This is a genomic window from Solimonas flava DSM 18980 (assembly GCF_000426685.1).
Classification (GTDB): domain Bacteria; phylum Pseudomonadota; class Gammaproteobacteria; order Nevskiales; family Nevskiaceae; genus Solimonas; species Solimonas flava.
On record NZ_AUFV01000010.1, the window covers coordinates 1 to 13608 of the forward strand.

The following is a 13608-nucleotide window of genomic DNA, read 5'->3' on the forward strand; positions in this document are numbered from 1 at the left end:
GGGCCCGAGTACATCAGCGGCGCCTTGTTGGCGTGGGCCGAGCGTGCCGGCATCCGCATCGAGCACATCCAACCGGGCAAGCCACAGCAGAATGCCTATGTCGAGCGCTACAACCGCACCGTGCGTTACGCGTGGCTGGCTAGAACCCTGTTTGACTCGATTGAGCAGGTGCAGGACAAGGCCACTCGTTGGCTCTGGACTTACAACCATGAGCGCCCGAACATGGCGCTTGGCGGCATCACGCCAATGCAGAAACTTGCCTTGGCAGCTTAGCTCCACTTTTGGCGACCGCTGAAAGCGGGGGGATTACCCGTTGTGCTTCCATCCCCAAATCGCCCCAGCCGTTGCGACTAGCAAAGCACGAAGCCATTCGGCTTGAGGGCGCAGCCGGAGCGCGAACGGCTGCGGAGCTGGCCTAGTCGACGAACAGCGTCGCCGGGTATTCGAGCCGCGCCTTGATCGCCTGAATGAAGGCGGCCGCGTCCCAGCCGTCGACGATGCGGTGATCGAACGAGGACGACAGGTTCATCATCAGCCGCGGCACCACGGCCCCGTTGCGGATCATCGGCCGCTCGACCATCTTGTTGACGCCGACGATCGCGACTTCGGGCGCGTTGATGACCGGCGTCGAGACGATGCCGCCCATCGCGCCGAGGCTGGTGATCGTGATGCTCGAACCGGACAGCTCTTCGCGCTTGGCCTTGCCGTCGCGTGCGGCGTCGGCGAGGCGGCGGATCTCGGCGGCGGCCTGCCAGAGATCCAGCGTTTCGGCATGGCGCACGACCGGCACGACCAGGCCGCCCGGCGTCTGCGTGGCGACGCCGACGTGCGAGGCGGTGTGGCGGTGCACCAGATTCTGCTCGTCGTCGTAGGTGGCGTTGATCTGCGGAAACTCGGCGCGCACCTGCACCATTGCGCGCATCAGGAACGGCAGCAGCGTCAGCTTGCCGCGCGTCGCGCCGTGGCGGCCGTTGAGATGCTGGCGCAGCGCTTCGAGTTCGGTGACGTCGACTTCCTCGACGTAGGCGAAGTGCGGGATGCGCTGCTTGGTGCGCTGCATCGCTTCGGCGATCTTGCGGCGCAGGCCGATCACCTTGATCGTTTCGACCGCGTCGACCGGCGCGGTGGTGGCGCGCGCCGCGGCCGGCGCCGTCGCGCGGCCCGCATAGGCGGCGAGATCGTCGTGCGTGATGCGGCCGCGCGGACCGGTGCCCGGCACGCCATCGAGATCGATGCCGAGTTCGCGGCTGCGCTTGCGCACTGAAGGCGAGGTCTGCGGCTTGCCGCGCGCCGCGCCCAGCGCGGCGCTGCCGGGCCGCGCCGGCGCAGCCGGCGCGCCGGCCGCAGCGACGGCTGCCGGGGCGGCCGGCGGCACGGCGCCGAGCGCCGTGGCCTTGCCGGCCGTGGTGTCGCCGGGGTCGATACTGACTACGTCGCCGGCCGCGGTTTCGAGCACCAGCAGCGGCGCACCGACGGCGATCTTGTCGCCTTCGGCGCCGCAGCGTTCGATGACGATGCCGGCGACCGGCGACGGAATCTCGACCGCGGCCTTGTCGGTCAGCATGTCGACCAGTGGCTGGTCCTCGACGACGCGCTCGCCGACCTGCACGCGCCAGGTGGCGATTTCGGATTCGGCGATGCCTTCGCCGACGTCCGGCAGCTTGAATACGTAACGCGCCATGGTTCAGGCCTCCACGACGTTCTTCATGGCCTTGGCGACGCGCGCCGGGCCCGGGAAATAGGTCCACTCGAAGGCATGCGGATACGGCGTGTCCCAGCCGGTGACGCGTTCGATCGGTGCTTCGAGGTGCCAGAAGCAGGCTTCCTGCACCTGCGCCATCAGCTCGGCGCCGAAGCCGCCGGTGCGCGAGGCTTCGTGCGCGATCACGCAGCGGCCGGTCTTCTGCACCGAGCGCGCGATGGTGTCGAGGTCGAGCGGCACCAGCGAGCGCAGGTCGATGACCTCGGCGTCGACGCCGGCTTCCTCGGCGGCAGCGAGGCAGACATGCACCATCGTGCCGTAGGCCAGCACCGTCAGCTGCGCGCCGGGGCGCACGATCGATGCCTGGCCGAGTTCGATGCGGTAATAGTCCTCCGGCACTTCGCCGGCCGGGTGCTTGGCCCACGGCGTCAGCGGCCGTTCGTGATGGCCGTCGAACGGGCCGTTGTAGATGCGCTTGGGCTCCAGGAAGATCACCGGATCGTCATCCTCGATCGCGGCGATCAGCAGACCCTTGGCGTCGTACGGCGTCGACGGCATGACGGTCTTCAGGCCGCAGACGTGCGTGAAGATCGCCTCCGGCGACTGACTGTGCGTCTGGCCGCCGAAGATGCCGCCGCCGCAGGGCGCGCGCACCGTCAGCGGCGCATGGAAGCCGCCGCCGGAGCGGTAGCGCAGGCGCGCCGCTTCCGATACCAGCTGGTCGAAGGCCGGGTAGATGTAATCGGCGAACTGGATTTCGATGACCGGACGCAGGCCGTAGGCGCCCATGCCGATCGCGGTGCCGACGATGCCGCCTTCGGCGATCGGCGTGTCGAACACGCGCGTCTTGCCGTACTTCTTCTGCAGGCCGGCGGTACAGCGGAACACGCCGCCGAAGTAGCCGACGTCCTCGCCGAACACGACGATGTCCGGGTCGCGGCCCATCGTCACGTCGAGCGCCGAGTTGATCGCCTGGATCATGTTCATGCTGGCCATGCTCAGGCTCCCTTGAGTTCGGCGAGTTGCCGCTGCAGGTGCGGAGGCATGTCCTTGAAGACGTCCTCGAACAGCGACTCGACGCCGGCCGGCGGCGTGCCCAGCGTGCCGAGCGCCTCGGCTTCGCGCAGCTGCGCCTTGACGTGTTCCTCGAGTTCGCGCGCCAGCGCTTCGTGCTGCGCTTCGCTCCAGGCGCCGAGCCCGATCAGGTGCTGCTTGAGACGTTCGACCGGATCGCCGAGCGGCCAGCGCGCGGCCTCGTCCTGCGGCCGGTAGGCGGACGGGTCGTCGCTGGTCGAGTGCGCCGCGGCGCGATAGGTGACGAGCTCGATCAGCGTCGGTCCGTAGTTGCGCCGCGCGCGTTCGGCGGCCCACTGCGTGACCGCGTAGACGGCGAGGAAGTCATTGCCGTCGACGCGCAGGCCGGGGACGCCGTAGCCGATCGCGCGCGCCGCGAAGGTCGTGCGCTCGCCGCCGGCGAAACCCTGGAACGAGGAGATCGCCCACTGATTGTTGACGACGTTGAGCAGCACCGGCGCCTGGTAGACGGCCGCGAAGGTGAGGGCATAGTGGACGTCGCCCTCGGCGGTCGTGCCGTCGCCGACCCAGCTCGCGGCGATGCGCGTGTCGCCCTTGATCGCCGAGGCCATCGCCCAGCCGACCGCCTGCGGGAACTGCGTGCCGAGGTTGCCGGAGATCGAGAAGAAGTTCTTCTCCGGCACCGAGTACATCACCGGCAGCTGGCGGCCTTTGAGACGATCGCCGGGATTGCTGAAGATCTGGCACATCAGGTCGACCAGCGGCCAGTCGCGGGCGATCAGCAGACCCTGCTGGCGGTAGCTCGGGAACAGCATGTCGCCGTCGTCGAGCGCATAGGCCTGGGCGACGGCGACCGCTTCCTCGCCGGTCGACTTCATGTAGAAGCTGGTCTTGCCCTGGCGCTGCACGCGCAGCATGCGGTCGTCGAAGGCGCGCGTCAGCATCATGTGGCGCAGGCCGGCGCGCAGGCGCTCCGGCGTCAGCGCCGGCGCCCACGGTCCGACCGCGCGCTGCGCGTCGTCGAGCACGCGGATCAGGGCGTACGGGTATTCGCGCAGCGCCGGCTCGTCGGCGTCGATCGGCGGGCGCGCCAGCGTGCCGGCCGGCGGCACGCTCATGCCGGAGAAATCGGGTACCTCGCCGGGCCGGGCCTTGGGTTCGGGGACGTGCAGGCGCAAGGCCGCGCCAGGTTCGTGCGCAGAGGACGTCATGGGATTCAGCCTCGATGCGTGGTGCGTGCGCCGACGGTCGTTGCCCCCGGCGCGTCGAGCATGGCACGCGCCCGCGCCGTGCCGATGTCAGCGACCGGCCTGCCGGTTCGTGCGGATGCGACGCGTCTACCGCCGCCGCCGTGAGTTCTCGCGTGCACTGCCATATCTCCTCGCGCAGGCCCGGCTTCTCGGTCCGGGCGATGCGGACAGAATAGAGCGGGGCGCGCGGGATGGGATTCCGGAAAAGTCCTCTGTGACCGGCGAATCGGTTGTTTGTTCCGGAAGCCCGCTATAGATTGGAACGATGTCCCTGACGCTCGATACCCTGGATTTGCGCATCGCCGAGCTGCTGCAGCGCGACGCGACGCTGCCGATCGCCGACATCGCCGAGCGCGTCGCCTCGTCGAAGACCGTCGTCTGGCGGCGCATCCAGCGCCTCGTCGAGGCCGGCGCCATCCGCGAGCGCGTGGCGCTGCTCGATCACGAGAAGCTCGGCTTCGGCCTGCTGGTATTCGCGCACATCAAGATGGCCCGCCACGGCCGCGACGCGCTGCCGAAATTCATCGACGCGGTGAAGCTGCTGCCGCAGGTGATCGAATGCCACACGCTGATGGGCGACGTCGATTTCCTGCTCAAGATCCTCGTGCGCGACATTCACGAGTACGAACACTTCATCTGGCAGAAGCTCTCGCAGATCGACGGCGTGCAGGACATCAGCTCGTCAATCTCGATGAGCCAGCCGATCAACACCACGCGCCTGCCGCTGAAAGCGCGCTGACGGCGCGCCGGCGCGCGCTCAGGAGGCGGCCGTCGCCGCAGCCGCAGGAGCGGAGAACTGCAGCACGCCGTCGTCGAGGCGCCCGTGGCGCAGCGTCAGCACGTCGAGCGCGTAGTTCTGGTGCAGCTTCCACGGCGCGCGCGAGCCCTGCTTGGGGAAGCGTGCGATCGCGCGCTGCACGTAGCCGGACGAGAAGTCGATCAGCGGCTCCTCGGCGATCGACGGGTCGCGGCGCAGCGGTACGCACTGGCGGTAGCCGTGACGGTCCATGTGCTCGATCAGGCGGCAGACGAACTCCGAGCTGAGGTCGCACTTGAGCGTCCACGAGGCGTTGGTGTAGCCGATCGCGAAGGCCAGGTTCGGTACGCCGCTGCACATCATGCCCTTGTAGCTCAGCGTCTTCGCGAAATCGACCGGCTGGTCGTCGACCGCGAAGGCCTGGTCGTCGACCGCGAAGGCGATGCCGCCGAGCACTTCGAGCTGCAGGCCGGTCGCCGTCACCACCACGTCGGCGTCGAGCTCGCGGCCGGAACGCAGGCGGATGCCGTGTTCGGTGAAGCGCTCGATGTGATCGGTGACGACCTCGGCGCGGCCGGCGCGGATCGCGTCGAACAGGTCGCCGTTCGGCACCAGGCACAGGCGCTGGTCCCAGGGCTTGTAGTGCGGATTGAAGTGCGTGTCGACGTCGTAGCCGGGGCCGAGCGCGCGCTGCACGCGGGCGCGCAGCAGCTTGCGCACCAACCCCGGCGCGCGCCGGCACAGCTGAAAGAAGGCCATGCCGAACAGCACGTTCTTCCAGCGCGTCAGCGCGTACGCCAGCCGCGCCGGCAGCAGCGCGCGCAGCGTGTTGGCGATCGCGTCCTGGTCCGGCAACGACAGGATGTAGGTCGGCGAGCGCTGCAGCATCGTCACGTGCGCCGCGCGCTTGGCCATCGCCGGCACCAGCGTCACCGCGGTCGCGCCGCTGCCGATGACGACCACGCGCTTGCCGGCGTAGTCGATGTCCGGTGTCCACTGCTGCGGATGCACGAGGCGGCCGCGGAACTGCTCGACGCCGGCGAAGTCCGGCGTGTAGCCGGCGGCGTAGCGGTAGTAGCCGCTGCACAGGTAGAGGAAGTTGCAGCGCAGCGTGCGGCGTTCGCGCTGCGGCCCGCATTCGACCTCGACCGTCCATTGCGCCTCGGCGCTCGACCACGCCGCGCCGACCACGCGGTGCTGGTAGCGGATCTGGTGCTCGATGCCGTACTCGCGCGCGGTGTCGCGGATGTAGTCGAGGATGGCCGCGCCGTCGGCGATCGCCTTGGCCTGTCGCCACGGCCGGAACGAATAGCCGAGCGTGTACATGTCGGAGTCCGAGCGCACGCCGGGATAGCGGAACAGATCCCAGGTGCCGCCGATCGCCTCGCGCGCTTCGAGGATCGCGTAGCGCTTGTCCGGGCACTGCGCCTGCAGGTGGTAGGCGGCGCCGATGCCGGACAGGCCGGCGCCGATGATCAGCACGTCGAAAGATTCGGACTGCATGGCGCTCCTCGTGTTCTGTGCCGCCACTGTAACCGCCGCGCCGGCATCGGCCATGGCCGGCGCGCGCGGCCGGCTGGCGCGGGGGCCTTGCGCCGCGCCGCTCAGTTGCGCAGCCGGTAACCGGACTTGAAGATCCAGCGGATCAGCAGCAGGCAGGCGACGAGGAACACGCCGATCATCGCCGCGCTGACGCCGACGTGCACGTCGGAGACGCCGTAGAAGCTCCAGCGGAAGCCGCTGATCAGATAGACGACCGGGTTGATGAGCGCGATCTTCTGCCACAGCGGCGGCAGCATGTTGATCGAATAGAAGCTGCCGCCGAGGAAGGTCAGCGGCGTGATCACCATCAGCGGCACGATCTGCAGCTTCTCGAAGCCGTCGGCCCAGACGCCGATGATGAAGCCGAACAGGCTGAAGGTGACCGCCGTCAGCGCCAGGAACGCGACCATCCAGAACGGATGCGCGATCTCGTACGGCACGAACAGGCGTGCGGTGACCAGGATCAGCGCGCCGAGGATCATCGACTTGCTGGCGGCGGCGCCGACGTAGCCGACCAGCGCCTCGGCCCAGGATACCGGCGCCGACAGCAGCTCGTAGATGGTGCCGGTGAACTTCGGCATGTAGATGCCGAACGAGGCGTTCGAGATGCTTTCCGACAGCAGCGACAGCATCACCAGGCCCGGGATGATGAAGGCGCCGTAGCTGATGCCGTCGATCGCGCCGATGCGCGAGCCGATCGCGGTACCGAAGACGATGAAGTACAGCGAGGTCGACAGCACCGGCGAGGCCAGGCTCTGCATCAGCGTGCGGCCGAAGCGGGCCATCTCGAAGCGGTAGATCGCGCGAATCGCGTAGAAGTTCATGCCTGCTCCCGGACCAGGCTGACGAAGATGTCCTCGAGCGAGCTTTCGCTCGACTGCAGGCTCTTGAAGTCGATGCCCTGCTCGTTGAGGCGGCGCAGCAGCGCACCGATGCCGGTCGCCTCGCTCTGCGCGTCGAAGGTATAGGTCAGCGCGTTGCCGTCGGCCGACAGTTCCAGCGGCTCGCCGGCGAACGCGGCCGGGATCTGCGCCAGCGGCGCCTGCAGATGCAGCGTCAGCTGCTTCTTGCCGAGCTTGGCCATCAGCGCGGCCTTGTCCTCGACCAGCAGGATGCGGCCGCGGCTGATGACGCCGATGCGGTCGGCCATCTCCTCGGCTTCCTCGATGTAGTGCGTGGTCAGGATGATGGTCACGCCGCTGGCGCGCAGACCGCGCACCATCTCCCACATGTCGCGGCGCAGCTCGACGTCGACGCCGGCGGTCGGCTCGTCGAGGAACAGGATCGTCGGCTCGTGCGACAGCGCCTTGGCGATCATCACGCGCCGCTTCATGCCGCCGGACAGCGTCATGATCTTGGCGTCCTTCTTGTCCCACAGCGAGAGCTGGCGCAGCAGCTTCTCGACGAACGCCGGGTCGCGCGGCTTGCCGAACAGACCGCGGCTGAAACTGACCGTCGCCCAGACCGTCTCGAAGGCGTCGGTCGACAGTTCCTGCGGCACCAGGCCGATCTTGGTGCGCGCGGCGCGGTAATCGCGGGCGATGTCGTGGCCGTCGGCATGAATGCTGCCGCCGCTGGGCCGCACCAGGCCGCAGACCGCGCCGATCAGCGTGGTCTTGCCGGCGCCGTTCGGGCCGAGCAGCGCGAAGATCTCGCCGCGGCGGATCTCCAGGTCGATGTGCTTGAGCGCCTCGAAGCCGGAGGCGTAGGTCTTGCTCAGACCGCGGATGCTGATGATGGGGGTCACGCCTGCTCCTCGTCGCTGGTGCGCATCCTAATGCGAGTTGCGCCGCCGTGGCATTGACAGTCTGTTGCCGTCTGCCGAAGATCGCCGCATGTCCCTCCTGACGCCCTGCTGCCGTTTGCAGTTGCACGCCGGAGCCGTCGTCGCAGGCGGCTGAGCCCCGGGCCGCGCCCTCCCGTTTGTTCCGGCCCGGGGATCGCAACACCTTCCTCAGCCCAGCTCGACGGGCGCGCCGCGCGCGTCCACGGAGGTTTTCCATGTTCCCGGTCCGGATTCCGCGCGCCGCACGGCGCGCGCGCGTTGTTCCTTTTGCTTGCCTGGCGCACGCGCGCGCACCGGAGCGGCGCCGATGAGCCGCGCGTCGCGGCCGGCGCCGCCCTTGCTGATCGAGCGCGGCCAGTACGAGCGCCTGCGCGCGGTGGCGCTGGCCGCGCTCGATGCGCTGCCGGAGCTGGCCGGCACGCTGCTCGACGAGATCGAGCGCGCGACGCTGGTCGGTGCCGACGCGCTGCCGGCCGACGTCGTCGCGCTCGGCCGTGCGGTTCGCTACCAGGACGAGGCCAGCGGCGCGATCCGCAGCGTGCGCGTGGTGCTGCCGCACGAGGCCGATCCGGCGACGCAGCGGATCTCGGTGCTGACCCCGGTCGGTGCCGCGCTGATCGGCCTGCGCGAGGCGCAGCGCATGCCGTGGACGCTGAAGGGCGAGACGCGCGTGCTCAGCGTGCTGCGCGTCGGCGAACTGTCCTGAGGCCTGCCGCCGGCCGGCGTGCCTATTCGGCGCGCGCGGACTCGGCGTGCCAGCCGCCGCCGAGCGCCTGGATCAGCGCGACCGCGGTGGTCTGCCGGTCGAGCGCCGACTGCACCAGCGCGCGCCGCGCGCTGGCCGCCGAGGCCTGCGCGACGACGACTTCGCTGAAGCTGATCTGGCCGGCGCGGTACTGGTTGAGGATCAGGCGCTCGTTCTCGTCGGCGACCGCCGAGGCCTGTTCGCGCAGCGCGTGCTGGCGCTCCAGCACGCGGGCCGCGGACAGCTGGTCCTCGACGTCCTGGAAGGCGGCGAGCGTGGTCTGCCGGTAGTCGGCGACGGCGACGTCGTAGGCGGCGCGCGCCTGCGCGACCTGCGCCTTGCGCGCGCCGAAGTCGAGCAGGGTCTCGGTCGCCGAGGCGCCGAGCGACCAGATCAGCGAGGAGCTGTCGAACAGATCGCGCAGGTGCGAGGCGCTGCTGCGGTACGAAGCCGACAGCGGCAGGCTCGGGAACCAGGCCGCCTGCGCGATGCCGACGCTGGCGTTGGCGGCGGCGACGCTGCGCTCGGCGGCGGCGATGTCCGGCCGCCGCTGCAGCAGCTCGGACGGCAGCAGCAGCGGCACCTCGGGCACCACGCCGTTCCAGTCGGCCGGCGCCAGCGTGAAATCGGCCGGCGCCTTGCCGAGCAGCACGGCGATCGCGTGTTCGAGCGTCGCGCGCGTGCGCTGCACGCCTTCGAGATCGGCCTGCGCGCTGTAGAGCTGGCTCTGCGCGCTGAGCAGATCGGTGCGCGGCGCGACGCCGGCCTGGTAGCGGTTGCGGGCGATCGCCAGCGCGCGCTCGTAGCCGTCGACGGTGAAGCGCAGCAGCGCGAGTTCGGCATCGGCTTCGCGCAGCGACAGATAGTTGGTCACCAGCTCGCCCTGTGCGGAGAGCCGGGCCGCCGCGAGATCGGCGGCGCTGGCCTGGGCGCTGGCGGCGGCGTTCTCGACATTGCGGCGGATGCGTCCCCAGACGTCCGGCTCCCAGCTGGCGCCGAGGCTCGCCTGATAGGTGTTGCGCACGCCGCCGCCGCTCGACACGGTGCCGCCGGTGACGACGCCGCTCGACGATTTGTTGCCGGAGCGCGTGACGCTGGCGCTGAGGTCGATGGTCGGAAACAGCGAGGCGCGCTGTTCGGCGACCAGCGCGCGGGCCTGCGCGTAGCGGGCCTGCGCCGCGGCGATCGTCTGGTTCGAGATCTGCAGCTGCTGCACCAGCGCGTCGAGCTGCGCGTCGCCGAACAGCTGCCACCAGGCGCCGCGCTCGACCGCGTCGTTCGGTTGCGCCGGGCGCCACTCGGCGCCGGCTTCCTTGAAGCCGGCGGCCGCGGTCGCGACGTCCGGGCGACGGTAGTCGGGCCCGACGGCGCAGCCGGCCAGCAGGACGAGGCCGGCGAGCGCAGCGGCGAGCGCCGGGCGGGGCAGCGGGGAAGCGGGTCGGGCCGGCATGCGGATCATCTCGGGTTCACGGCTCAGGAGGTGGAGGCGGCACGGCTCAGCAGGTGCTCGTCGGCGCGGCGGCGGCGCAGCTTGTCGAGGTAGACGTAGACCACCGGCGTGGTCAGCAGCGTCAGCAGCTGGCTGGCGAGCAGGCCGCCGATGATGGCGACGCCGAGCGGCTGGCGCAGCTCGCTGCCTTCGCCGAAGCCGATCGCCAGCGGCAGCGCGCCGAGCGCGGCGGCCAGCGTCGTCATCAGGATCGGCCGGAAGCGCAGCAGGCAGGCCTCGCGCACCGCCTCGACCGCCGACAGTCCGCGCGCGCGCTCGGCATCGAGCGCGAAGTCGATGATGAGGATCGCGTTCTTCTTGACGATGCCGATCAGCAGGAACACGCCGATCAGTGCGATCAGCGAGAACTCCATCTTGAACAGCAGCAGCGCGAGCACCGCGCCGACGCCGGCCGACGGCAGCGTCGTCAGCACCGTCACCGGGTGCACGTAGCTTTCGTACAGCACGCCGAGCACGAGATAGATGACGACGATCGCCAGCGCGATCAGGAACGGCTGCTGGCTCTGCGACTGCTGGTAGGCGGAGGCGGTGCCGGCGAAGGCGCCGGCGATCGCGGTCGGCATGCCGATGTTGGCCTCGGCGCGCTTCACCGCGGCCTGCGCCTGCGACAGCGTCACGCCTTCGTCGAGATTGAACGAGAGCGTCGTCGCCAGCGCCGCGTCCTGGTGGTTGACCGAGGTCGGTGCCGCGCGCTCGCGGAAGTGGGCGATCGCCGCCAGCGGCACCATCGCGCTTGCCGTGGTGTTCAAGGCCGAGCCGGTCGACGGGTCGCGCAGTGAAGGGTTCGCCGATTCGCTGCCGGTGGTGTGCGTGGCGTTGGCCGGCACGTAGACGTCCTTGAGCGCCTCCGGCCCCTGCGTGTAGCGCGGCGCGCTTTCGAGGATCACGCTGTACTGGTTCAGCTCTTCGTAGATCGTCGAGGCCGAGCGCTGGCCGAAGGCGTTGTACAGCGCGTTGTCGATGTCCTTGTTGGTGATGCCGAAACGCGCCGCCGCTGCGCGGTCGATGTCGACGTAGGCTTCGATGCCGTTGTCCTGCTGGTCGGAGTTGACGTCGCTGATGCCCGGCTGCTTGGCCAGCTCCTCGGCGAGCTTGCCGGCCCAGAGCTTGAGCTGGCCGGCATCCTCGGCTTTCAGGGTGTACTGGTAGCTGGCGTTGGCCGAGCGTGCGCCCATGCGCAGGTCCTGGACCGGCATCAGGAAGGCGTTGACGCCGACCATCGACGACAGCGTCGGACGCAGGCGTGCGATCACTTCCAGCGCGGTCGCCTTGCGCTGCGCCCTGGGCTTGAGCGTGACCATCAGAAAGCCGCTGCCGGCGCGCGTGCCGCCGGTGAAGCCGACGACGTTGAGCACGTCCGGGTCGGCGCGGATCGTGTCGACGATGGTCCGCAGCTTCTGCGACATCGTCTGGAACGAAATGCTCTGGTCGGCGCGCAGCATGCCCATGATCCGGCCGTTGTCCTGCTGCGGAAAGAAACCCTTCGGCACGGCGATGAACAGGTAGACGTTCATGGCGACGACGACGAGCAGCACGGCGATGACGATCGGCCGCGCGGCGAGCGCCCAGTCGAGCTGGCGCTCGTACTGGCGCAGCATCCAGCCGAAGCCCGACTCGGCCCAGCGCGCGAGGCGTCCCGGCGTCCGCCGCGCGGCGTCCGGCTTGAGCAGCCAGGCGCAGAGCATCGGCGTCGTCGTCAGCGAGATCACGAGCGAGATCAGCACGGCGACCGACAGCGTCACCGCGAACTCGCGGAACAGCCGCCCGGCCTGGCCGCCGAGGAACAGCAGCGGAATGAACACGGCGACCAGCGACAGGCTGATCGACAGCACCGTGAAGCCGACTTCGCGCGCGCCGAGCAGCGCCGCATCGAAGCGCCGCATGCCGGCCTCGATGTGGCGGCTGGTGTTTTCGAGCACGACGATGGCGTCGTCGATGACGAAGCCGGTGGCGATCGTGATTGCCATCAGCGACAGATTGTTCAGCGAGAAGCCGAGCAGGTAGATGACGCCGAAGGTGCCGAGCAGCGAGACGACGGTGGCGATCGCCGGGATCAGCGTGGCGCGCGCGTTGCGCAGGAACAGCGAGACGACGAGCACGACCAGCGCGATCGACACCAGCAGCGTGATCTCGATCTCGTGCAGCGAGGCGCGGATCGAGTTGGTGCTGTCCGAGGCGATCTGCAGGCGGATGTCGGTCGGCAGTTCGGCCTGCAGCACCGGCACCAGCGCGCGCACCGCGTCGACCGTCTGGATGACGTTGGAGCCGGGCTTCTTGCGCAGCAGGACGATGACGGCCGGCTTGCCGTTGAACAGGCCGAGCGTGCGTGCATCCTCGGGGCCGTCGCTGATCGTGGCGACGTCGCCGAGGCGGACCGGCGCATTGTTGCGCCAGGCGACGACCAGGTGCCGGTATTCGTCGGTGTTGCGGCCGGCCAGGTCGGTGTAGATCTGGAAGTGCCGTGCGTCGCCCTCGAGCGCGCCTTTCGGGCGGTTGGCGTTGGCGGCCTCGATCGCGGCGCGGATGTCTTCGAGACTGATGCCGTAGCGGCTGAGCTGCAGCGGCAGCACGTCGATGCGGATCGCCGGCAGCGAGCCGCCGCCGATCTCGACGTCACCGACGCCGTCGACCTGCGCGAGCCGCTGCTGCACGAGATTCGATACCGCCTCGTAGATCTGCTGCGGCGTCTTCGAGTCGGACTGCAGCGCGAGCACCACCATCGGCGCGTCGGCCGGGTTGGCCTTGCGGTAGGTGGGATTTCGTTTCAGCGTCGCCGGCAGGTCGGCGCGCGAGGCGTTGATGGCCGCCTGCACTTCGCGCGCCGCCGAATCGATGTCGCGGTCGAGATCGAACTGCATGGTCACGCGCGTCGAGCCGGTCGAGCTCTGCGAGGTCAGCTCGTTGACGCCGGCGATGATGCCGAGGCGCCGTTCGAGCGGCGTGGCGACGCTGGTCGCCATGGTCTCGGGGCTGGCGCCGGACAGGTTCGCGGTGACCGAGATCACCGGGAAGTCGACCTGCGGCAGCGGCGCGACCGGCAGCGCGAAGAAGCCGCCGACGCCGGCCAGCGCGATGCCGATCGTCAGCAGCGTCGTGCCGATCGGGCGGCGCACGAAGAGGGTCGAGAGGTTCATGGCGACGCGTCCGCCGCGACGCGCCGTTGCCTCTCCCGCCTGCGGGAGAGGGCAAGGGAGAGGGCCGCTGACGCAGCAAGCGGAAGCTCGGCGCGCCGCGCGCACGTCGTGCCCGCGCTCTCGCCCCAACCCCTCTCCCGCAGGGTG

At 69.7% G+C, this 13608-nt stretch carries 11 protein-coding genes; 3 read left to right on the top strand and 8 right to left on the bottom strand.

Going from position 1 to position 13608, the window contains the following annotated elements; genetic code table 11:
* Positions 1 to 273, top strand: a 273-nt coding sequence (locus tag K343_RS0111610) for an integrase core domain-containing protein (protein WP_028008228.1), incomplete at its 5' end; no start/stop codon positions are given.
* Positions 274 to 415: 142 nt separating this feature from the next.
* On the opposite strand, the gene K343_RS0111615 is transcribed toward K343_RS0111610, so the two are convergent.
* From K343_RS0111615 to K343_RS0111625, 3 genes are read right to left on the bottom strand one after another with little or no spacing between them, the layout of a single operon-like run.
* Complete coding sequence (locus K343_RS0111615) at positions 416 to 1681, bottom strand: dihydrolipoamide acetyltransferase family protein (protein WP_028008229.1); 1266 nt, start codon at positions 1679 to 1681, stop codon at positions 416 to 418.
* A gap of 3 nt (positions 1682 to 1684) precedes the next feature.
* A complete protein-coding gene (locus tag K343_RS0111620) occupies positions 1685 to 2698 on the bottom strand; it encodes an alpha-ketoacid dehydrogenase subunit beta (RefSeq protein WP_211226241.1) in 1014 nt (337 codons plus the stop codon).
* Positions 2699 to 2700: 2 nt separating this feature from the next.
* On the bottom strand, positions 2701 to 3948 hold the full coding sequence (locus K343_RS0111625; protein WP_028008231.1) for a thiamine pyrophosphate-dependent enzyme: 1248 nt from the start codon (positions 3946 to 3948) through the stop codon (positions 2701 to 2703).
* 304 nt (positions 3949 to 4252) lie between these two features.
* Here K343_RS0111625 and K343_RS0111630 point away from each other — a divergent pair, with 304 nt between their 5' ends.
* Complete coding sequence (locus K343_RS0111630) at positions 4253 to 4726, top strand: Lrp/AsnC family transcriptional regulator (RefSeq protein ID WP_028008232.1); 474 nt, start codon at positions 4253 to 4255, stop codon at positions 4724 to 4726.
* Positions 4727 to 4744: 18 nt separating this feature from the next.
* On the opposite strand, the gene K343_RS0111635 is transcribed toward K343_RS0111630, so the two are convergent.
* The 3 genes from K343_RS0111635 to K343_RS0111645 all read right to left on the bottom strand — a co-directional run bounded on the left by K343_RS0111635 (position 4745) and on the right by K343_RS0111645 (position 8033).
* Positions 4745 to 6247, bottom strand: a complete 1503-nt coding sequence (locus K343_RS0111635; protein ID WP_028008233.1) for a flavin-containing monooxygenase — start codon at positions 6245 to 6247, stop codon at positions 4745 to 4747.
* Positions 6248 to 6348: 101 nt separating this feature from the next.
* Positions 6349 to 7110, bottom strand: a complete 762-nt coding sequence (locus tag K343_RS0111640) for an ABC transporter permease (RefSeq protein WP_028008234.1) — start codon at positions 7108 to 7110, stop codon at positions 6349 to 6351.
* Complete coding sequence (locus K343_RS0111645) at positions 7107 to 8033, bottom strand: ABC transporter ATP-binding protein (RefSeq protein WP_028008235.1); 927 nt, start codon at positions 8031 to 8033, stop codon at positions 7107 to 7109. The genes K343_RS0111640 and K343_RS0111645 overlap by 4 nt, the downstream gene beginning before the upstream one ends.
* Positions 8034 to 8379: 346 nt before the next feature.
* On the opposite strand from K343_RS0111645, the gene rnk reads away from it, so the two are divergent.
* Entirely contained in the window at positions 8380 to 8778 is a 399-nt protein-coding gene (gene rnk, locus K343_RS0111650) for a nucleoside diphosphate kinase regulator (RefSeq protein ID WP_028008236.1), read from the top strand.
* Between the two features lie 22 nt (positions 8779 to 8800).
* Here the strand turns inward: rnk and K343_RS0111655 are convergent, their stop codons facing one another.
* Positions 8801 to 10276 (bottom strand): efflux transporter outer membrane subunit, encoded by a 1476-nt coding sequence (locus K343_RS0111655; RefSeq protein ID WP_028008237.1) that lies wholly within the window; start codon positions 10274 to 10276, stop codon positions 8801 to 8803.
* 14 nt (positions 10277 to 10290) lie between these two features.
* Positions 10291 to 13461, bottom strand: coding sequence for an efflux RND transporter permease subunit (locus K343_RS0111660; RefSeq protein ID WP_028008238.1), 3171 nt, complete (start codon positions 13459 to 13461; stop codon positions 10291 to 10293).
* Positions 13462 to 13608 lie beyond the last annotated feature (147 nt).

Excerpts from the sequence above, each read along its gene's own strand:
- K343_RS0111615 (WP_028008229.1), bottom strand. The coding sequence starts at position 1,681 with ATGGCGCGTTACGTATTCAAGCTGCCGGACGTCGGCGAAGGCATCGCC.
- K343_RS0111620 (WP_211226241.1), bottom strand. The coding sequence starts at position 2,698 with ATGGCCAGCATGAACATGATCCAGGCGATCAACTCGGCGCTCGACGTG.
- K343_RS0111625 (WP_028008231.1), bottom strand. The coding sequence starts at position 3,948 with ATGACGTCCTCTGCGCACGAACCTGGCGCGGCCTTGCGCCTGCACGTC.
- K343_RS0111630 (WP_028008232.1), top strand. The coding sequence starts at position 4,253 with ATGTCCCTGACGCTCGATACCCTGGATTTGCGCATCGCCGAGCTGCTG.
- K343_RS0111635 (WP_028008233.1), bottom strand. The coding sequence starts at position 6,247 with ATGCAGTCCGAATCTTTCGACGTGCTGATCATCGGCGCCGGCCTGTCC.
- K343_RS0111640 (WP_028008234.1), bottom strand. The coding sequence starts at position 7,110 with ATGAACTTCTACGCGATTCGCGCGATCTACCGCTTCGAGATGGCCCGC.
- rnk (WP_028008236.1), top strand. The coding sequence starts at position 8,380 with ATGAGCCGCGCGTCGCGGCCGGCGCCGCCCTTGCTGATCGAGCGCGGC.
- K343_RS0111655 (WP_028008237.1), bottom strand. The coding sequence starts at position 10,276 with ATGATCCGCATGCCGGCCCGACCCGCTTCCCCGCTGCCCCGCCCGGCG.
- K343_RS0111660 (WP_028008238.1), bottom strand. The coding sequence starts at position 13,461 with ATGAACCTCTCGACCCTCTTCGTGCGCCGCCCGATCGGCACGACGCTG.